The sequence below is a fragment of the Peribacillus sedimenti genome, assembly GCF_046237635.1.
GTDB classification, from domain to species: Bacteria; Bacillota; Bacilli; order Bacillales; family DSM-1321; genus Peribacillus; species Peribacillus sedimenti.
In genome coordinates, this window is sequence record NZ_CP143547.1 from 4,968,009 (window position 1) to 4,987,400 (window position 19,392).

The window sequence follows — 19,392 nt, forward strand, 5'->3', positions numbered from 1 at the left end:
TGACAAAGAGGGTTCGTAATGTTACCATTCCGAACCCTCTGGACAACAATCCCCCCAAATAGCAGGGATATTGCCATCTTTATGATTAAACTGTTTCCAAAGTTTTCACCTGTGCGCCCAGGAACTTGGCTAATTCCAGCATGCCATATTTTCCTGCTGCCTTTTCAGCATCTGAGTTATAGTTAGTATTTGTATTGATATCATACGTATAGATATCGCCTTCTTCACTGCGGATGAATTCAATTCCGGCTACAGTGATGTTGTTTTCCTTTAGGAAAGCCTCATATTTTTCGATGATTGGCTCATCAAACCCATCGATGATCTGGAACTTAGGCTTTTCTTCGACTTCCTCACCTACAGGGCAGAATAAATCGCCAATCTGGCAGGCATCAGCAGGGCAAAGCTCGAAGCCTTCCGAAGTGTCAACCTTCACCGCATAAACAAATTTACCGCCGACAAATTCACAGCGTGTGATATAAGGTTCCGGAGCTTTAATATACTCCTGGATCAGTGTAATTCCGTCAACCGGCTCATCAAAATCCGGTCCATATACATATTGCTTAAGGCCTTCAATCGAGTGGAACAGCTGCACGCCAAGACCCTTGCCCGCGCGGTTATGCTTCGTGATGAAAGAGGCAGTTCCGATTTTTTCTGCAGCTTTTATGATGTTCTCTGCTCCCGCTGCCGCAATTGTTTTTGGCGTACGAATCCCGGCCTTTGTTAGAGCTGTATATTGATTTACCTTACTTACTTCAAGGCGCAGAGCCCTGCTTCCATTAAATACCGTTCTCCCATGCTGCTCTAGCCATGCTAGAACGCTATCGGTGAACTCGGGAGCAAACCGGTGCCCCCTTGTATGGGATGACGCACTCATCCTGCTGTAAAATACACCTTCAGGAGGAGCTTCTGTAAGGTCAACCAGCCCTTCATCCAGGTGCCATTCTTCATACGGCAATCCCAGCTCTTCCAAACGTCTTGTTAAATGGACTGTCCATTCGCTGTTTTCATGAATTATATAAATTTTGCTCATCATCTATGCCTCCATCCTACAAGAATTATAATTGAACCTGTGCTTCTTTTCTCTTGGCGTTCACCAGCGGGATGACCTTCTTCGCAAAACGTTCCATCTCTTCAAGCTGTGGAGAGAATTGAAGTAGCAATAAATCTAAACCTGCCTCTTCGTAAGCAAGGATCCTTTCCGCAATCTGTTCCGGTGTTCCGATTAAATTAGGGCGCAATCCTCGATTGGATACAGAGTAATCATACAGCTTGACCTGCTGTTCCAGCTGTGATTTGCTGACAAAGTCATTATAGCCTGCATAGGCGCTAGACTCTTTTACATTCGTGATCCGGGCCAATTCAGCCTGTACCTCTTCTTCTGTATCCCGGCAAATGATATAGGCGGCCATGCCAAATGAACCGAATGGATCTTTTCCTGCTGCCGCTCTCTGTTCCTTCATGCCATTGACTTTTTCAGTAATCTCTTCAACCGTTCCGCCATGCATTACGTAAGAATCACATGTCTCGACGATCGTTTGCTTTCCGCGTGGACTTTCCCCGCCAGCATATAAGATTGGATTCGGCCGCTGTACCGGCTTAGGGCTAAGTTTTGCATTCTGGATTTGATAATATTTTCCTTCATATGAGAAGGACTCTTCCGTCCAAAGGCCTTTTAAGACCTCGATAAACTCTTCTGTACGTTCATATCTTTCATCATGCGCGGTAAAAATTCCATTGTATTGACGCGCTTCTTCTTCCCACCATGCTGACACCACGTTTAATGTGAAGCGCCCGTTTGAAATATGATCGATATTCGCTGCCATTTTTGCCGTTACCGCCGGGTTATGGAAGCCAGGCCGTACTGCAGTCATGATTTCAATCTTTTCTGTTACGGCCGCAAGAGCAGCAGCAGTAGACCAGGCCTCAAGTGAATCACGTTCGGGTCCCTTGATGTCATTTAAGTATAGTTCTGCGATCAATGTGGTATCGTAACCCCATTTTTCAGCAGACTGGATCACTTTTTTTGCATATTCAAAGGTCGGAGGCATATTCTCATCTTCTACATTTCGTAACCATCCGCCAAATATAGGAAGCCAAAAACCAAATTTCATACTACAAATCCCTCTTTCTGCCAAGTTGTAATATATGGCCTTTTCTAGCTTGTAATCGCAAATAATCAGGAAAAACAAAAAAACTTCCTCGATAAGAAGAAGTTTTGCTTCTACCTTATCTGCCAGAGCCTCTGCTCTGCTGGAATTAGCACCTTTCTGTCATGAAAATCGCAGGCTATGCGTATTCATGCAGCGGTTGCCGGGTTTCGTCGGGCCAGTCCCTCCACCTCTCTAGATAAGACAATATATTCATATGCTTTTTGCTTTTATCAGAATTAATCCTAATATAAAATCAGGGATTTATCAACAGAAAAGATTATATTTTAAGAATCTTTTATTTTTATGGATTCTTTGCCTGCGTCGTCACGGTTTTTCTGCAACCAATGTATACGTTTTCGGAAGACCGATATCATGCAGTTTATGGTTTGGCTCTTCCTCCAGGAATTTGATAATCAGTCCCGATTGGCCTGCAGCGGTAATGAGCTCACCAATAGTCCATTTTCGCTGCAGGACGCGGGTGAGCACCTGCTGTTCTTCAGCAGGCAGATGTTTCGAGAACGCTACTGTGTGATCTTCAATCATGGGGTCAAAGTAATTACCGGTGACCTTATGTTTTTTGCCTGCAGAGGTAATGAGCTTGGTCGAAACAGGATGGAATTCATGCAGAATAAATCTGCCGCCAGGTGCCAGCAGCTTTTTGACAATTTCCATTAGCGGAAATAAGTCGAGCAAGTAGTGAAGTACCCCAAGCTCCATGAGGACTATATCATAATTGCCTGAGAGAAACTCCTCCCCAAGGGAAAGAATATCGGAAACTATGTAATCTATAGATACCCCCGCCTGTGATGCCACGTCCTTTGCATAAGCTTCGTTTTCCCTGGAAAAGTCGATGACCGTAACTTTTGCCCCGAGAAGTGCCAGTGCAGTTGCTTTGACCCCATTTGAACCCATTAAATGAACGATTCTTTTCCCTTCTGCCTCTTCTATGTATTTATAAAACGGGTGGAGTCTCCATTTAGGATTTTGCTGTATCTTGGCCGCTATTTCAGCTGGCTCCCCGAAGCGCTTCAGGAGAGCTGCATAATTATTCTGGTTCCAGGCCTGCTCATTATGTGTAGTGATTCCTCTATGCTGTCTGGCAAGAAAATTGTGGATTGCTGCATTATAAACTTGGTTCCGGGGTGAGAACAGATATCTATATACTGAGCTGCACCAAAGCACCGTCTCCCCATGAGTTACTGGAATCCTATAAGGATCTGTTTTGACTGTAGTATTGAAATCACAGGAAACAACGACCTCCAGGCCTTCTGTAAAAAATAAAAAAAAGGCCCTCTCCGGCATAATTTCTCGCTGTGCAGGTGCAAAAGGCTCAAACAACGTATAGGCGTCGTCGAACAGGTCCCACTGAACGGAAACACTCAACCGGACTAGCTCTGCTACTTCGACTCCTTGTATGAATAACGCCGCCTCGTCGGTGAACTGATAAGGTATCTTCGCTTCCTCAAGCGCTTGCCCCAGCATAAGGATGGTATGCAAATTATATGTATTCATGTTGTTCCTCCAAATACTGAAGTACGCAACTTACCCGCGCACTTATAAATTATGTGGAAAATTTTCGATTCTTGATGATACAGCGGTCCGAGGGCACCTTTTTCTGGACTTGCCAGAAGTATAATGCTATAGCTTAATTTTCTTTATCAAGGTTACCCTCAGGTCAAGCAAAATATCCATAAGCAGCAGCTTGCAGGTAATGGGAAGAATGAATGAAAACTTTCTTTACTTTGTCAGGGAGTGCTTGAAAGCATAGATGACCGCCTGTGTCCGATCCTGGACCTCAAGCTTGCTTAAGATGTTGCTGACATGTACCTTAGCTGTTTTCAATGCAATAAACAAATGGTCTGCTATTTCCTGATTCGTCATTCCTTCGGCCATAAGCAGCAATATCTCCATCTCGCGGGCAGTAAGCTGTTCATGAGGCTCTTTAACCGTCCTTGTGCGCATTTTTTGCATCATTTTTGCCGTTACTTCCGGTTCCAGGACAGATTGCCCTTTATAAGTATCCCTTACAGCCTGGGCGATTTCATTCGCTTTTGAAGTTTTTAGCATGTAGCTTGTTGCACCCGCTTCAAGGGCAGGATATACTTTTTCGTCATCCAGGAAACTGGTGACAATGATGATTTTAGCTTCCGGCCACTGTTCAATGATCCGCCGTGTTGCTTCTATACCATCCATTTCTTTCATGACGAGATCCATCAATATAATATCAGGGCGAAGTTCAAGCGCCATCTCCACTCCCTTTTTCCCGTCATCCGCTTCGCCGACCACTTCAATATCGGGCTGGGCTGTTAAATATGCAGATACCCCAATCCTGACCATTTCATGATCGTCTACAAACAAAACTTTAATCATTGCTTATTCCCCCTGCAGGCATGATCGGAACCTTGATTTCAAGGCGTGTACCCTTATTTGGCACACTGACGACCTTCATTGTTCCTCCAATCTCAACTGCTCTTTCATACATATTTTGCAGGCCATATGAGCCTGTTTTTGGTTCTTCAGCGGCAAAACCCTGGCCATCATCGACAATCCTTAGAATGATCAAATCATCCCTGCTGATTAATAGCACTTCTAATGATTTAGCCTTCGAATGCCGTAAGGTATTAGAGATTGACTCCTGAAGTATCCGGAATAAATGATCTTCAATCCCTTTGTCCATTGGCACGGGCTCTATTTTCCAGGAAATATCCATGGCGACCTTTTGGGATAATTCTACGAGAAGTTCCTGAATTCCTTCCTGTAGGGACTTATCCTTCAATGGAGCTGGCCTTAAATGGAGAAGCAGCGCACGCATCTCGAGCTGTGACTGATGAATCATTCCTTCTACTAATCTCAGCTGTCTTGTTTCGCTATTGTCAACGTCCATCTTTCCATCCGTAATGGCTGACATCATCATGGATGCAGCAAATAATTGCTGGCTTACTGAATCGTGGAGCTCTCTTGCCAGACGATTTCGTTCCTGCGAGACAATCTCCGAGATCCTTTTCTCATCGTGTTCCGCTTTTTCATTCGCCAGTTTCTGTGACATTTTTGCCTGCTCTGAAACCTGTCTATGAACCCGGCTGATACGATCCGCCATCCTGGACAATTCTTGTATACGAAAATCCCCCTTTAGTTTCGGGGCATGTCCTTGTTCCATATGGTAGAGCGCGTCCTCAAGTACCTGAAGCTGTTTTTTCCACTGAAGGCCAGACATGATTCCATAAATAGCTCCGATAATAATGGATACCGCGGGAATAAACATAACAAAGGGCAGATCAATAATCCGCTCTTCCCATAGCATCGACCAATCATAAAGCGGAAAAAACAGAAAAACGGCAGAGGGAAGCAGAATGGACAACAGCAGCATAATGGTTATCCCTTTAAGGATGTGTCTTGTTATAATACTCATATCCGCTTCACCTCGATATCTCCTGTGAGAACAGAGGTAATAATTTTAAGACGGTTGATGGAATGTTCGTAGTCAGAAGTTTGATACGAGACAATATGATTGAATACTTTATTGTCTTGATGTTCAAAGATATTTGCCTTTCCTGCTATTGCAGAATGGCGGACACTTACTTCGATGTCATAAGGTACGAGGATTTGAATGTTCCCAATTGCATTCCTGATAGAAATGACGGACTCTCCCTTAGGCAAAAGGGTGTTGCTTAAATCCACGACTATATCTCCGATGCCAGCCTGTATGTTGATATCATTCCATTCATATACATAATCAGGGGTTTTCTGGCGGCCAAATAGCTTATTTTCAAACAAAGGCGATGCTTTGACCATAGGTACGCTTTTAATCGTTTCATGGTGATTGGCCGGTTGTGCTAAGACTGGTTTTATTACTTCTGGATTTTTCTTGGACTGGACAAATGAAATGACCAGATAACCCAGAATGGCCACCAGGAAAAACTTAAAGACCATCATATTCAAAATAGTGACGACCGTTCCGATTAATCCTATCCAAAACATTAGCACGCCTATAGTCCGATGGTACTTTTTTCGTCCAAAATAGGTCAGTCCAATCGTAATAGCAAGGGAGAATAATAAGTCCCCATTAAAGAATGTTATTTCTACAAAAAGCAGGATGATTCCTATTAACAAGATATATCCAATGGAATCTGTATTTATGAATTTCAGCTGGGGAACCTCCCTTCTTGATTGGATCTGTATCTCTCAAATCATATCGATATATGATCGGCATTATAGCCGGTACCTTATTTCTTAAGGACTATTTAAAGCTATAGGAATAATTTGCTAAAAAGGCGCCTGTAATCCACGCCTTTTTAGCATACCATGAGTCGTTTATTAAATAATAGATTTGCTTTCTTTACTTTTCATTTCTTTTTCAATTTCTGCAATTCTGTTATCAATGGTGTTGCGCAAATAGGACGACTCGACCTGATGTTCCAAACGTTCGATGTATTCCTCCATTTCTTCAAATCTTCCAGACCGGTCATACGATTTATTATTGTCAATCACCTTATTCATTCTGTGATGAGCTCTTGAGATATTCTCCTTGCCCATTAATTCTAATCTCTTTAAATGCATGTCCTTTATTTTATGTTTCATTTCTTCATATTTTCGCTGCAGCTCCTCTAACTGCTGCTCCGCATTTTCTAAAGATGCCTTTAACCTCTCACCACGTTGCTCATACTGCATTTGTTCTTCGACCGCAAAGGATGCCAATTCCCCCTCACCTGCAGAAGCAGCGATTTCTGCCTGGTGTTGGCGTTTCTCTGCAAATTCCTTTGCATATTTATACTCTCTTCTAAATTCTTCTTTCAATAAATATTGGCGTTCCACGAGCTTGCGAACCTTTTCAGTTTCCTGTTCGCATTGCCTTAGATAGTGATTCAGCATTGCAATTGGATTCTTCCTTTCCTTTTGGTCCAATGCTTCATTTAAATCCGCTATAACGATTTCTTTAATTCTTGTAAATAAATTGCTCATCATGATCTCTCCTAACCTATTTTTTCAGTTCTGCCCATTGGCGTTCAAAGTTCACGAATGGATCTTCTTCGGTTTCAATCGTATGTGTTTTTTTATTCCAGTTTTTGTATACGAGGTACAAGACGTATGCAGCCACCAATCCGATCACCGATGGGAAATGCGCTAAGGAGATGGAGATGGCAACCAGCCCTAGAATCACCCAAAAGATCTTGCCTGATTTTGATTCAGCCTTTAAGAATTGTTTATAAGCGACGTACAGAAATCCCAATGAGAGCGCAAGGCCAATTAATGGGGCAGCGTTTGCCAACAAGGTGATTGCTGCTATACCTCCTACGATTAATAATCCAAATTTTTTCATTTTGCGTTCCTCCTTTCATGCTCTTATCTTATCTAGATTCAGGATTTCTCATAATGAACCTTAGCTATATTTTGAAATAGGTCCACAGGCTTACCTGTGCAGCACATGGGGCTTATTCGCCATAATAGAGCTAACTCCTAACGGCTCCCATGCGGGACAATAAGCACTAAAAAAACCCGGTTGAGTATCAACCGGGCACAACTTTTATTAAAATAAGGTCCATCACTTCAAAGCGAGCTCCAGGCTTGTTTTAGCTGATGCTATTAAGCTTTCATCCTTTCGGTCGATTCCATATAAAAACAGCATCACAGTCGTATATACCGATTTGAATCGAGCCAGATTCTTTGTCTCTTCGTCGACTGTACCATAAATGGTATAAAACAATTTGCGACCGCTTTTAGGCAGAAAGCTGTAAATGAATGATATATCGATTGCCGGATTGCCAATATGGACATCTCCCCAATCAATTACTCCCGTCAATTGGCCCTCATTGTTAACAATGACATTTCGTATATGTATATCTCCATGTACTAAAACATTCTTGATCCCGGTATCTGAACAGCCACTTAGGGAATGCAAACAAGCGGCAGCAAGTTTCGCCTCTCGGCTGAATCCTAATTGTTCCAATTGTTCAATTCGTTTACGGAACATCGGGACTCTAACATTTACATTGATACGATTCAAGCGGTCTGGTTCTACTCCCAGCGACTCTGCCCTTTTGACCGGAAAACTGTGAAGCGCTTTTAAAAACCGGGCAAAATGAGGAGCAGATGAGAGCCTCGATTCCATCGGGATTTTTCCAGGAACCTTTCCTTTAAGCAGTTTATACCCTGTAAAAGGAAATGGATAAGCTTCAGAGGGATGTCCTATGAATTGTGGTGCCGGTATGGATAGGGGAACTTGCGACACAAGCTCTGGAAGCAATGAATTCTCAACCCTCAGCAAATCTACTGAAACCTGTCTTTTGGGAAACCGGAATACATAATCCCTGTTTACCATAAACACCGTATTATCAAAGCCTTCCCCTAATTCCTCCAGGTGGTCAATCTTGAGTTGTGGAAATTGTAATTGAATAAGCCTCCTTGCTGTTTCTGCTTTAACATCGAATTCAGCTATCCAGGGCTTGTTCATTCTTTTCACTCCTCAGTCACTATTATCTTGAACGGGGACTGCCAGAACGGTTTGCTTGTTTCTGTCCCCGGTCGCGGCTTGTGTTTGGGCTCTGTTTTCGTCCCTGTTCTTTATCGCCTTGAAATTTCCCTTTATTAGCCGCTGATTTACCTTTTGAGCCTCGGGTGTTATTATTACGCCCGGGCTTTTTCTCACTATCCCTTCTATCTCGAGAGCGGCCCTCATTTTCCTCCATTCCAGTAATCTTTCTGCGCTCCAATGTAAGCCGGATTCCTTTTTCAATCTCAGTTAATTTTCGAAGGTCCTTTGATGCAACGAAAGTAACAGCAAGTCCCTCTTCACCAGCCCGGCCTGTTCGTCCAATCCGGTGGATATAACTCTCGGCATCCTCCGGAACGTCATAATTAAATACATGAGTCACTCCTTCCACATCTAGTCCTCTGGCCGCAACATCTGTCGCAACCAAAAGCTGGAAAGCAGCTTCTCTAAATTTTTTCATTACCTGTTCTCTTTTGGATTGGGATAAATCACCATGCAGTTCTGCAGAATTAAAACCCGCACTCCGTAATGCATCTTGAAGCTTGCTTACCCGCCTTATTGTTCTACAAAAAATAATTGCCATAAATGGCTGTTCATCCTGGATGGTTTGAAACAGAGCTGCCTGCTTCCCTCTATCAGTTGTCTCTATAACGAGCTGGCGTATTTTCTCCACCGTTATTTGCTCACCTTTTACCGAGATTATCTGAGGTTTCTTCATGAATCGATTTGCCAATGATTGTACTTGCTCAGGCATCGTTGCTGAGAATAGCATTGTCTGCCTGGAAGCTGGAGTCAAGCCAATTATTTCTTCTACCTCTGGTAGAAAACCGATATGAAGCATTTGATCTGCCTCATCCAAAACAAGCTGTGAAATATTTGACAAATCGATGGTCCCTCTTCTGGCATGATCAAGGAGCCTTCCTGGTGTGGACACAACAATTGAAATATTTTGCTTTAACTTTCTAATCTGCTGATCAACATCCTGCCCCCCATATACTGCCAGTATATGAATGTTGTCATCCATTGCAGTCAGTTTTTGAAGCTCCGCGGTAATTTGAATAGCCAGCTCCCGTGTTGGAGAGACAATGAGGGACTGGATATGAGAAGTGGCCGGCTTTACTTTTTCCAAAATCGGTAATAGGAAGGCAAGTGTCTTGCCGGTTCCTGTTTGGGCCCTGCCAATTATATCTTTTCCTTCAAGAATAGAAGGAATGGCTTTTTCCTGAATGGAAGTAGGCTGCGATATACCGGATTCGATCAGAATTTTATTTCGTTTAGTTGAGATTCCTAACTGGGTAAAGTTCATTATAATAAACCTTCTTCCTTGGCGTTCATTTTGACCAGTATAGCAAATAACATAGTGGTAATGTTGGATGAGACAAATATTTAGGATCATCGGTTAAATTCGCCACGTCCTGTGGCAACACCGATGTTAGCACTTCCATGTGCGTCAAGGATCATCGGTTGAATTCGCCACGTCCTGTGACAATACCGATGTTAGCACATCCATGTGAGTCAAGTATCATCGCCTTAGTTCGCCACATGTTGACGTGAGCTTATCCCCTCACATCTGTTCCAACAATCATTGCCCCGCCTCATGCGCAGCCTGGCAACTCTGGGTGGCCCACATCCTTGTGCGGGCTTGGCTCAACCAATTTCTTGTTAGCCTGACATCATGGTGACATCATACCCTGGGGCGAGGTACCAATACTGAATTCATCTCCCACCAGGTCTGATTAAGTCAATGACCTCATCTATCTGGTGTCTGGCGATGTGGCCGTCCACCTCATAGAGCCTGGGACGTTACTTATCTCACCTGATGGGTCGTAATACCTTAAGTGGCCTCACCTCATGCGGCATAATAAAGTCCGCAATATATCCGGGTTCGCGTTAAAGACACCGTTTGCAATTAACTCACTTTTGCGATTATAACCTCATTTATTGTGGTGTTAAACGGAATCCAATATAATTTATAATATTTGCATTTGGGAAGACACTAAGGCCGAGGGTCTTTTCATCGTAACGTCCTTCTTTAGCACATTTATTGCAACAAAGGCCTTATACATAAAAGGAGTGGCAGAATGTTTAAATTACAGCAAAGAAATACCAGTGTAAGGACAGAAATTTTAGCAGGGCTGACTACCTTTCTGACCTTGGCTTACATCGTGGTGGTCAATCCAATGATATTATCTGATGCAGGAGTGCCTTTTGACCAGGCTTTTACCGCCACTATTATCGCAACAATCGCCGGAACACTTTTCATGGCTTTTTTCGCAAATTATCCCATCATTATTGCTCCAGCAATGGGACTGAACGCTTATTTTGCCTATTCAGTGCTTGGCACTCATAATATTCCCTATTCAATAGCTTTTTCTGCGGTTTTCATAACCGGTATATTATTTTTAATTCTTTCCCTCACTTCATTCAGGGCAAAGCTGATTGATGCGATTCCAAATAATCTAAAGCATGCTATCAGTGCGGGAATCGGATTGTTCATCACATTTATTGGGCTCCGTCTTTCCGGAATTGTGGCCGACCATCCGTCAAACCTCGTAGCCTTAGGCAATTTTAAAGATCCAAAGGTTTCATTGACACTTATTGGAATTGCAATCACTATTACCTTGATGACTTTAAATATACAGGGTGCATTATTTATCGGGATGGTGATAACTGGGGCAATAGCATTTTTTTCCGGTCAGCTGCATTTTAATAAAGGAGTGGTGGCTGCGCCCCGATTACCGGAAGGATTGGTGGTATTTAATCCGCTCACATCAATAAACGACATTATTGAATTCGGGTTATATGGAGTTGTTTTTTCATTCCTTTTGGTCATGTTATTTGATACCACCGGGGCTTTATTGGGAATTGTAAGACAGGCAGGATTACTGAAAGAAGGCAAGCTTGAACGCGCTGGCAGTGCATTCTTTGCCGATTCAATCGGAACAACTATTGGTGCTATGTTCGGAACGAGCCCTACGGCGGCCTCTGTTGAATCATCAGCAGGTGTCGGTGCAGGTGGTAAAACCGGCCTAACAGGAATCACAGTAGCAGTCTTATTTCTTATCACAGCTTTTTTCAGCCCGCTGATTGGAGCTGTATCAGATGTTACGGCCATAACGGCACCCAGCTTAATCATTGTGGGAAGCTTTATGATCAGGAGTGTATCTGAAATTAATTGGCATGATTTTGATGAAGCATTTCCTGCGTTTCTGGTAATTGTCAGCATGCCGTTAACTTCCAGTATCGCAAACGGTATTGCACTTGGATTTATTTCATATCCCATTATGAAGATCGCTAAACGAAAGTTCCGGGACGTTCACCCTCTTGTTTATATTTTTGCAATCCTATTCTTGTATCAGTTGATCTATCTTGCAAAATAGAATTTGGCAGCTGCTAATATTATTAGCAGCTTTTTTTCTTTCATCTCCAGACAAGGGCATTCCAAATCAAGACACCATTGGTTTGTAACATGCAATATAAAAGCCTTAAAAACAAAAAGATGCCTGAATCAGGCATCTTGAGCACTACTTATTCATTTGGGCCAAGAAGTCTCCAAGCAGGTCATCCAGTGTTTCCTCTCTCGGTTCTTTATCTTCCATTTCCCTATCTTGTTCCGGTAAAGCATGACTCCAGTCGAAATTATCCAGGTCTTGTTCACTTGCACTTAACACATGTTCATCCGATTCAGCCTGTATTTCCTCCAATTTAACTGGTAACTGTTGTTTTTCCTGCAGATACAGTGCATCATCAATTTCAAGTGCATTACTGTTAAGTGAAGCCAATAAAGCAGTTGCCCTTAAGGGATCCGACAGCAATTGGAAAACGATGCTCCCCAGCAAGGCTTCTGAATGGGCATGTTTTAACCAATCGCGCTGGGTTTTCGTAAGCTTCTGCGGAAGGGGGATTTGGATCATCTCTCTGTCTTGGATGGAATGTTTACCTACTCCTTCCATTACAAACTCCGCAACTTTGCTGGAAAAATTCCTTTTTTCTGTCTCTTTCAGTTTTTGCAGCTGGCGAATGATATGGTCAGGAGTATCAGAGGGTAGGCGAAAAGTGATCGCCTGTCCCCTTTGAATCCCTGGAGAAGTTGTTTTTTTCATACTTTCACCTATTTAGAAGTAGTGGCTTTTTGACTTTCCTTTTTGGATTCTGTTGCCTTAGCTTCCGTTTCTTTAGATGTTCTTCTTATATTGTCGGCAATTAGTTTATAATATGCATTTGCCATCATCCAGATGCTTTCCTTTTCATCTTCAAAGAAATCGATGTTAAATCCATCAAGGTTATTATTTAAAGTTTTAATATAATCCTTTAATACGATGGCACCGCCACCAACAAAGTAGCAAATTTCTGTTTGGGAGTTCTTTTGCCATACATTTCGAAGATGGCGATATTGCTTTTTGGCAAGCTCGCCCAAGATACGATCAGTTATATCATGAACGCTTGTACGGCTTCCTTTCACCATGATGTGATTTCGGTCATTTTTCTTTGTGATGATTTCCACTACATCACGTCTGCTGTCCAGCTCTACTCCATGCTTCTTTCTTATCTCTTCCCTGATTGCTTCAAGAGCTTCGGCTACACCCAGATTGAAGCCCTGTGCCTTATCGTCATCGACCTTGCGATTTTTGATTACAGCAATATCAGTGGAAAGGCCTCCTATATCCTGAATAAGGATACGCTTATCTATAAGGTCCCTATTAATGATATTTAGGTTATTGTCCATCACCAAATTGATATAGGCTGCAAAACCTTCAGGGTATACCTTCACTTCATCAAATTTAATATTCACCTTAATTCCCTGGTACTTTGGTGTTATCAAAAACTCAACCTGATGAACAGATCCCAATAATTTAGAACGGTAACCAACATCTTTTCCTTCTTTTACTTCCCTTAGCGGAAGACCTGTTCCTAAAACATACGAAGCATCCACTACGTTGTTATTTCTTTTGAACAATCCTGCATTCTCTTCTTTTACAGCATCCAGGGCCAGGGCCGCAAAAAGCATAACCAAGGTTTGGTCCTCTTCTGATTTGCTGCTTCCCGGGTCCAATTCTGATGGATTGTCACTCTTTGTAGCCAAATTGCCTACACGGTAGATGGCATTATTGTCCTGAAGGGCAGGGGAGTGGACCCTGATATGGATTCCATCAATCGGATCTTGCTCATTTAATTCTTCAATTCCTATTACAGGACGGTCCTCTGTATCTCGGGCAATCACATTTGGTATGTATAGTTCAGAGTCCAGCTTCCCAAAAATTGCTTTTATCGCGTCATTACCTACATCAACTGCAGCGATTCTAGAATTACTCAAAATATTTCAACCCTTCCATATTTATCTTTTAATAGTAAATGTAAGATTAACATTTAACTTAATCATATGAGGGTTTGTACAAATGGTCAATACTTCTTTTGATTCATAATAGAATTGTAAACTTGTAAACTTTTTTGTAAACAATATATACAAAAATGTACACATCCCGTTATATCAACATGTATACATTATTGTTTACTTGTAAACATTTTTTGTGTACAACGTATACACTTTTGTTTACTTGTATACGTATTTTGTATACATACTTAATGTATCCTAATTTATTCCAAAAACCTCCTTCTGTTAAAAATAATTGCAGCCCCTTTTTATTCTATCTCCCCTCCTTTATTTTCACTTACACATACATGACTCCCTCACCATTCTATTAAAGGGTAAGCCCATTCAGTTAAAGCTTTGAGAGTATATACATGGTATTTGGGTATGGTAAATAATGGACCCCATTAAAATTATTATTATAAGGAGGTTGAATAATGACAGAGAAAATCGGCAGCAAACTGCCTCAATTCCCAGAACCATTTTGGAGAGATTTTGTTGCATTGCCCGCCTATGAGAAACTGGCGAACGACATCGAGACCGATGTGGCAATTGTCGGTGGCGGAATTACAGGGATAACGGCAGCCTATTTATTGGCCAAGGCCGGAGTAAATGTTGTATTAATTGAAGCCGGTGATCTGTTGAATGGAACAACAGGCCATACTACAGCAAAAGTAACAGCACAGCACGGTTTAATATATGATCAGCTGATAAAGGATATTGGAGAAGAGGCAGCAAAATTATATTATGAAGCAAACAATGAAGCTTTAAAATTTATTAAAGACATAATATCCGAACTGGGAATAGATTGTGAATTAACAACTGAGGACGCATATGTATTCGCGATGACCGATGAGTATGTGACAAAAATACAGGATGAATTAAAAGCATATAAGCTTCTGGGCATACCTGGTGCATATGCTGAATCCATCCCCTTTTCCATTTCATGCAAAGCCGCTGTAATTATGAAGGATCAGGCACAGTTCCATCCTGTAAAATATTTATCCGGATTGTTGCAGGAAATTACAGAAATGGGCGGGAAGATTTTTGAACAAACCACGGCTGCTACCTTAGATGATGAAGCAGGCGTACCGATCATCACTACGAGGGATGGACACAAGATAAAGTGTAACTACTCCATCTCAGCCTCCCACTTTCCTTTTAATGATGCCATGGGTTTTTATTTTGCCAGAATGCACGCTGAACGTTCTTATGTTATAGCTATAAAATCCAACCAGCAGTACCCAGGAGGCATGTACATTAATGCAGAAACTCCTACCCGTTCCTTACGATATACAAAGCTTGACGGAGAGGACCTAATACTGGTTAGTGGAGACCATCACAAAACCGGCCAGGACGTTTCCACCCACAAGCATTATGAGGCACTAGTGGAATTCAGTGAAAAATATCTTGGCGTCTCGGAGATTCCATACCGATGGTCAGCACAAGATATGGTTCCTATAGATAAAATCCCTTTTATAGGTCAAGCCACCGAAAAGCATCCAAATGTGCTGGTAGCGACAGGCTATAAAAAGTGGGGAATGACGAGCGGAACTGCTGCCGCACTTTTGCTTTCTGACTTAATCCTAAAGAAAGAGAACCGCTTCGCTGAGCTGTTCTCCCCTTCCCGTTTCCATGCCAAGCCCGGATTGAAGAATATTATTAGAGATAACGCCGATGTCGTAAAACATTTTGTAGAAGGTAAGTTCGCCATGGTGGATAAACACCCTGATGAATTAGGTCCAGATCAAGCAGCCTTAGTCAAAATTAACGGCAATAAAGCAGGATGTTACCGCGATTTGGATGGACAGATACATCTGGTTGATTCCACCTGTACCCATATGGGCTGCGAGGTTCAATGGAATGATGGCGAACGCACATGGGATTGCCCTTGTCATGGATCTCGTTTTTCTATCGATGGAGAAGTGGTTGAAGGACCAGCGGTAGAACCACTAAAGAAAATAAAGATTGATTAAGACAAAGCCCCTTTTTGGGGTTTTTTTTATTTTCATTTAAATTAGCAAGCTTTCTTAATCCCTAAATTAATCATTAATATAGTTGCCTGCAGGAGGTAAAGGCTAAATAAACATTCATGGCCGACCATCGTACCCAATGCTTACTGTTACCGGCCAGGAATCATTACAGGGAACACCCGAAAAAGCTTTGAAAATACTAGGTACTGTAACAATAGACTCGACCGTTCAGAACGCCGAGAAGCAAAATAAGAGGGCTATACATAATTGAATCACTAATGAGAATTGGCCAAGAGCACAGAAAAATAAAGACAGTGGATTACCGCATCGAACCATTATTCAAATATAACGAGGAAAACAAACATTTACAGGGTACAGGGTGATACATCTATTGCAAATTACCGTCTAACAAACATTGCAGGAATGATAATCGATACGGCCTTACACTTCGATGCAAATATTGTTTCTAATATAGCAATAACCTTATCCAATCAGTCCATTTATAACCCCTCGCGTTTCTCTGGCATATCAATCTGCACGGCATAAAGCTATGACACTGGCAAAATAAATGTGGTCAAACCTACCTCCTCCCCAATCAGAGTAGAAGATAAGAAGACAGCGGCTCCACTCGAGGCAGCACCAGTGTTTAAGCTAGGCCCCGCTCCAATAATGACAAAAGAAATAACAATCACAGCTGTCATCCGAGTAGTCTTCACAATCAAATAACGGAAAGAAACAGGTCCTCTCAGAGTGGAGACATATGTTTGCATTATGTATAACAAACCAGAAAAATGAAACTCCAATATTCCCTATTTTTCCAGTTTATCTAACAAGATGGTTAGATTTTTTTAGTATTTGGGTAAATGACTTTATAACAAAAGACTTTTTGTTCTAGAAGGGGGATCCATACTCGGCATGGTGAAAAAATGCTTGCTATTATTCTCACCCATTCTTCTTATCGCATTCCTATCCGGCTGTGCAGCAAAAGATAAGTTGGAAGATGGCTCGGAGCTGATTGATAAGGATACATTCGTATATGCAGCCTCAGGCGAATTCAAGCCATTCAGTTATGTAGAAGATGACATGACATTGACCGGTTTTGATATTGAGGTTGGACGGGCCATCGCCAAAGAATTAGGTTTAAAGCCTGTTGAAAAAAGAATTAAGTTTAAGGGAATCGTAGAAGGAGTTAAAACAGGGAGGGCTGATGCTGCTGTTGCGAGCCATACAATAAATCCTCAGCGTGCAAAACAAGTAGCGTTCTCAACTCCCTACTACTATTCCGGCCCGCAAATATTTGTTCGTCCTGACAGCAAGATCAAGACAGTAAATGACCTGAAAGGCAAAGAAGTGGCTGTAGCAAAAGGATCCACATATGCTGATGTGGCCTCAAAGTACTCCGATAACATCAAGATGTATGACAGCGATATAACCGCACTAAAGGCATTATCCGGCGGCCGTCATGATGCAGTAATAACAGATTTTGTAACAGGAAAGACCGCAGCTAAAGAAGGATTTGAAATCACCGGCAGACAATTGATTGAACGTAGTGAGCAGGCCGTTGTCCTACCCAAAGATAACCCTCAGCTTTTAAAGCGCGTCAACCAAGCCCTTCAACACCTTCGAGAGGATGGCACCTTAAAGAGAATCAGCAAAAAATACTTCGGAGAAGATATCACAACAAAACCTGAATAATTTAGTAGAAAGGGAGTTGTCCACTTGCCAAGTTTTTCTCATTTTTTTGAAACCTTAACTGGGTCGACCGGCGTCTTCGTTGACGCAATGCTTCTTACCTTGAAGCTGACTGTGGTTTCCATCCTTGTGGGAATCGTCATAGGATTAATTTTTGCACTCTTAAAAATATCGAATATTAAAATACTAGGCTATATATCAGACGCCTATATTTATCTAGTACGCGGGACACCGCTTATTGTCCAGATTTTCATCTTATACTTCGGGCTGAGCGGAATATTCCTTCTCCCGGATTTCTGGGCAGCCGCATTGGCTCTTGCCCTCCATAACGGTGCTTATATTGCCGAAATATTCCGTGGAACGATTCAGTCCATTGACTCCGGGCAAATGGAGGCGGCCCGTTCCTTAGGGATGAATAAATCACTCGCCATGCGCAGAATTATTTTGCCGCAGGCTTTTCGCAGGGCATTGCCTCCATTGGGCAACCAATTCATCATTGGGCTGAAGGACTCCTCCCTGGCTGCCTTCATCTCCATGAATGAGCTGTTTAACGTAGCAACAACACTTGGATCGAATAACTTTGACGAAATGACATATTTATTGATTGTCGCGGTCTACTATTTGATCCTCGTAGCCATCCTGACAATTCTTGTAAATATTCTTGAGCGGAAACTAGCAGTTAGTGATCGATAGGAGGATTAATAGTGAGAGAAAAGAGAAATATGATTACGGTAAATAAGCTGAATAAATCATATGGAGATTTACATGTCCTAAAAGATATAGACTTACAGGTGGAGGAAAGCCAGGTCGTCTGCCTTATCGGCTCATCTGGTTCCGGAAAAAGCACCCTGCTCCGCTGCCTGAACTTTCTTGAACAAAGGGATAGCGGCCAGATTATTATTGAAGGCGAAGAAATAGATCCAGCAAAACAGAACATTAATGAAATAAGGGAAAAGGTTGGGATGGTGTTTCAGCATTTTCAATTGTTTCCGCATATGACAGTATTGGAAAATATCATTGAAGCGCCGACGCATGTTAAAAAAACACCGAAAAAGCAGGCTGTCATAGAAGCTAAAGACCTGCTTTCAAAAGTGGGCCTGTCCGATAAGGCCGATGTGTATCCAAGCAGGCTTTCCGGGGGCCAGAAGCAGCGTGTAGCCATAGCCAGGGCGCTCGCAATGAAGCCCGACATTCTGCTATTTGATGAACCAACCTCGGCACTTGATCCTGAGCTTGTCGGAGAGGTACTTACAACCATGAAAGAACTGGCGGAAGAAGGCATGACCATGGTTGTCGTAACCCATGAGATGGGATTCGCCCGGGAAGTCGGCGATTGGATTGTTTTCATGCACGATGGCAGGATTATCGAGAGCGCAGCACCCGAAGAATTCTTCACCAATCCTAAGAAAGAACGAACAAAGGAATTTTTAAAGACTACAGCACTTAAATAATCGTTACTTTGGAAACTTTATAGCTATTTCAGACTGTAGACAAACGCGATGAATAATCGGGCTTGTCTACAGTCTTTTTTTGTCCCCTGTAAATGGGGACTGTTGATTTGTGTTTCAGGCCGTTCGTTTTCCGCGGGCGGGCGGTGTGCCTCCTCGTCGCTGCCGCAGGAGTTTCTTGCTTTCACTGCAATAAACAGGGTTTCGATGTTATGGCTGAACGCTGCCAAATATTTTAACCAAGTAATTAAAAATGAGTGTTTCATGCATGAAT

The 19,392-nt window shown here is 42.3% G+C and carries 17 protein-coding genes and 1 riboswitch; of the genes, 5 read left to right on the plus strand and 12 right to left on the minus strand.

Going from position 1 to position 19,392, the window contains the following annotated elements; translation table 11 throughout:
- Positions 1-85: 85 nt before the first annotated feature.
- From V1500_RS24205 to V1500_RS24250, 10 genes are all read right to left on the minus strand, one after another.
- Positions 86-1,030 (minus strand): RimK family alpha-L-glutamate ligase, encoded by a 945-nt coding sequence (locus V1500_RS24205; RefSeq protein WP_409306109.1) that lies wholly within the window; start codon positions 1,028-1,030, stop codon positions 86-88.
- Positions 1,031-1,055: 25 nt separating this feature from the next.
- On the minus strand, positions 1,056-2,111 hold the full coding sequence (locus V1500_RS24210) for an LLM class flavin-dependent oxidoreductase (RefSeq protein WP_409303350.1): 1,056 nt from the start codon (positions 2,109-2,111) through the stop codon (positions 1,056-1,058).
- Positions 2,112-2,223: 112 nt separating this feature from the next.
- Positions 2,224-2,353: riboswitch (SAM riboswitch) on the minus strand.
- Positions 2,354-2,474: 121 nt separating this feature from the next.
- The gene (locus tag V1500_RS24215) at positions 2,475-3,662 is read right to left on the minus strand and encodes a class I SAM-dependent methyltransferase (protein ID WP_409303352.1); all 1,188 of its coding nucleotides are present in this window, start codon (positions 3,660-3,662) and stop codon (positions 2,475-2,477) included.
- A 225-nt stretch (positions 3,663-3,887) separates the two neighbouring features.
- On the minus strand, positions 3,888-4,520 hold the full coding sequence (locus V1500_RS24220; protein ID WP_409303353.1) for a response regulator: 633 nt from the start codon (positions 4,518-4,520) through the stop codon (positions 3,888-3,890).
- Positions 4,513-5,559: a sensor histidine kinase gene (locus tag V1500_RS24225; protein WP_409303355.1), complete on the minus strand. Its 1,047-nt coding sequence runs from the start codon at positions 5,557-5,559 to the stop codon at positions 4,513-4,515. The genes V1500_RS24220 and V1500_RS24225 overlap by 8 nt, the downstream gene beginning before the upstream one ends.
- Positions 5,556-6,260, minus strand: coding sequence for a cell wall-active antibiotics response protein LiaF (gene liaF, locus V1500_RS24230; protein WP_409303357.1), 705 nt, complete (start codon positions 6,258-6,260; stop codon positions 5,556-5,558). Before liaF ends, V1500_RS24225 begins: the two co-directional genes overlap by 4 nt.
- A 204-nt stretch (positions 6,261-6,464) precedes the next feature.
- Positions 6,465-7,109 carry a PspA/IM30 family protein gene (locus V1500_RS24235; RefSeq protein ID WP_409306110.1) on the minus strand — a complete coding sequence of 215 codons (645 nt, stop codon included), beginning with the start codon at positions 7,107-7,109 and terminating at the stop codon, positions 6,465-6,467.
- 16 nt (positions 7,110-7,125) lie between these two features.
- Complete coding sequence (locus V1500_RS24240; protein ID WP_409303358.1) at positions 7,126-7,467, minus strand: flagellar basal body rod protein; 342 nt, start codon at positions 7,465-7,467, stop codon at positions 7,126-7,128.
- 222 nt (positions 7,468-7,689) lie between these two features.
- Positions 7,690-8,598, minus strand: a complete 909-nt coding sequence (locus V1500_RS24245; RefSeq protein ID WP_409303360.1) for a phosphotransferase — start codon at positions 8,596-8,598, stop codon at positions 7,690-7,692.
- Between the two features lie 22 nt (positions 8,599-8,620).
- Positions 8,621-9,943 (minus strand): DEAD/DEAH box helicase, encoded by a 1,323-nt coding sequence (locus V1500_RS24250; protein WP_409303362.1) that lies wholly within the window; start codon positions 9,941-9,943, stop codon positions 8,621-8,623.
- Between the two features lie 775 nt (positions 9,944-10,718).
- Here V1500_RS24250 and V1500_RS24255 point away from each other — a divergent pair.
- Entirely contained in the window at positions 10,719-12,017 is a 1,299-nt protein-coding gene (locus V1500_RS24255) for an NCS2 family permease (RefSeq protein ID WP_409303363.1), read from the plus strand.
- Between the two features lie 144 nt (positions 12,018-12,161).
- Here the strand turns inward: V1500_RS24255 and V1500_RS24260 are convergent, their stop codons facing one another.
- Both V1500_RS24260 and V1500_RS24265 read right to left on the minus strand, forming a co-directional pair.
- Positions 12,162-12,740 carry a hypothetical protein gene (locus V1500_RS24260; protein ID WP_409303365.1) on the minus strand — a complete coding sequence of 193 codons (579 nt, stop codon included), beginning with the start codon at positions 12,738-12,740 and terminating at the stop codon, positions 12,162-12,164.
- An 8-nt stretch (positions 12,741-12,748) separates the two neighbouring features.
- Positions 12,749-13,951 (minus strand): hypothetical protein, encoded by a 1,203-nt coding sequence (locus V1500_RS24265; RefSeq protein ID WP_409303367.1) that lies wholly within the window; start codon positions 13,949-13,951, stop codon positions 12,749-12,751.
- Positions 13,952-14,442: 491 nt separating this feature from the next.
- On the opposite strand from V1500_RS24265, the gene V1500_RS24270 reads away from it, so the two are divergent.
- The 4 genes from V1500_RS24270 to V1500_RS24285 all read left to right on the plus strand — a co-directional run bounded on the left by V1500_RS24270 (position 14,443) and on the right by V1500_RS24285 (position 19,121).
- Positions 14,443-15,981 carry an FAD-dependent oxidoreductase gene (locus V1500_RS24270; protein ID WP_409303368.1) on the plus strand — a complete coding sequence of 513 codons (1,539 nt, stop codon included), beginning with the start codon at positions 14,443-14,445 and terminating at the stop codon, positions 15,979-15,981.
- 912 nt (positions 15,982-16,893) lie between these two features.
- Positions 16,894-17,673 carry a transporter substrate-binding domain-containing protein gene (locus V1500_RS24275; protein ID WP_409303370.1) on the plus strand — a complete coding sequence of 260 codons (780 nt, stop codon included), beginning with the start codon at positions 16,894-16,896 and terminating at the stop codon, positions 17,671-17,673.
- 24 nt (positions 17,674-17,697) lie between these two features.
- Positions 17,698-18,363 carry an amino acid ABC transporter permease gene (locus tag V1500_RS24280; RefSeq protein WP_409303372.1) on the plus strand — a complete coding sequence of 222 codons (666 nt, stop codon included), beginning with the start codon at positions 17,698-17,700 and terminating at the stop codon, positions 18,361-18,363.
- 29 nt (positions 18,364-18,392) lie between these two features.
- Positions 18,393-19,121, plus strand: a complete 729-nt coding sequence (locus tag V1500_RS24285) for an amino acid ABC transporter ATP-binding protein (RefSeq protein ID WP_409306111.1) — start codon at positions 18,393-18,395, stop codon at positions 19,119-19,121.
- Positions 19,122-19,392 lie beyond the last annotated feature (271 nt).

What these genes read in the sequence shown, in the direction of transcription:
- V1500_RS24215 (WP_409303352.1), bottom strand. Translation starts at nt 3,662, where the DNA reads ATGAATACATATAATTTGCATACCATCCTTATGCTGGGGCAAGCGCTT.
- V1500_RS24220 (WP_409303353.1), bottom strand. Translation starts at nt 4,520, where the DNA reads ATGATTAAAGTTTTGTTTGTAGACGATCATGAAATGGTCAGGATTGGG.
- V1500_RS24270 (WP_409303368.1), top strand. Translation starts at nt 14,443, where the DNA reads ATGACAGAGAAAATCGGCAGCAAACTGCCTCAATTCCCAGAACCATTT.
- V1500_RS24225 (WP_409303355.1), bottom strand. Translation starts at nt 5,559, where the DNA reads ATGAGTATTATAACAAGACACATCCTTAAAGGGATAACCATTATGCTG.
- V1500_RS24285 (WP_409306111.1), top strand. Translation starts at nt 18,393, where the DNA reads ATGATTACGGTAAATAAGCTGAATAAATCATATGGAGATTTACATGTC.
- V1500_RS24245 (WP_409303360.1), bottom strand. Translation starts at nt 8,598, where the DNA reads ATGAACAAGCCCTGGATAGCTGAATTCGATGTTAAAGCAGAAACAGCA.
- V1500_RS24240 (WP_409303358.1), bottom strand. Translation starts at nt 7,467, where the DNA reads ATGAAAAAATTTGGATTATTAATCGTAGGAGGTATAGCAGCAATCACC.
- V1500_RS24255 (WP_409303363.1), top strand. Translation starts at nt 10,719, where the DNA reads ATGTTTAAATTACAGCAAAGAAATACCAGTGTAAGGACAGAAATTTTA.
- V1500_RS24205 (WP_409306109.1), bottom strand. Translation starts at nt 1,030, where the DNA reads ATGAGCAAAATTTATATAATTCATGAAAACAGCGAATGGACAGTCCAT.
- V1500_RS24260 (WP_409303365.1), bottom strand. Translation starts at nt 12,740, where the DNA reads ATGAAAAAAACAACTTCTCCAGGGATTCAAAGGGGACAGGCGATCACT.
- V1500_RS24250 (WP_409303362.1), bottom strand. Translation starts at nt 9,943, where the DNA reads ATGAACTTTACCCAGTTAGGAATCTCAACTAAACGAAATAAAATTCTG.
- V1500_RS24235 (WP_409306110.1), bottom strand. Translation starts at nt 7,109, where the DNA reads ATGAGCAATTTATTTACAAGAATTAAAGAAATCGTTATAGCGGATTTA.
- V1500_RS24275 (WP_409303370.1), top strand. Translation starts at nt 16,894, where the DNA reads ATGGTGAAAAAATGCTTGCTATTATTCTCACCCATTCTTCTTATCGCA.
- V1500_RS24210 (WP_409303350.1), bottom strand. Translation starts at nt 2,111, where the DNA reads ATGAAATTTGGTTTTTGGCTTCCTATATTTGGCGGATGGTTACGAAAT.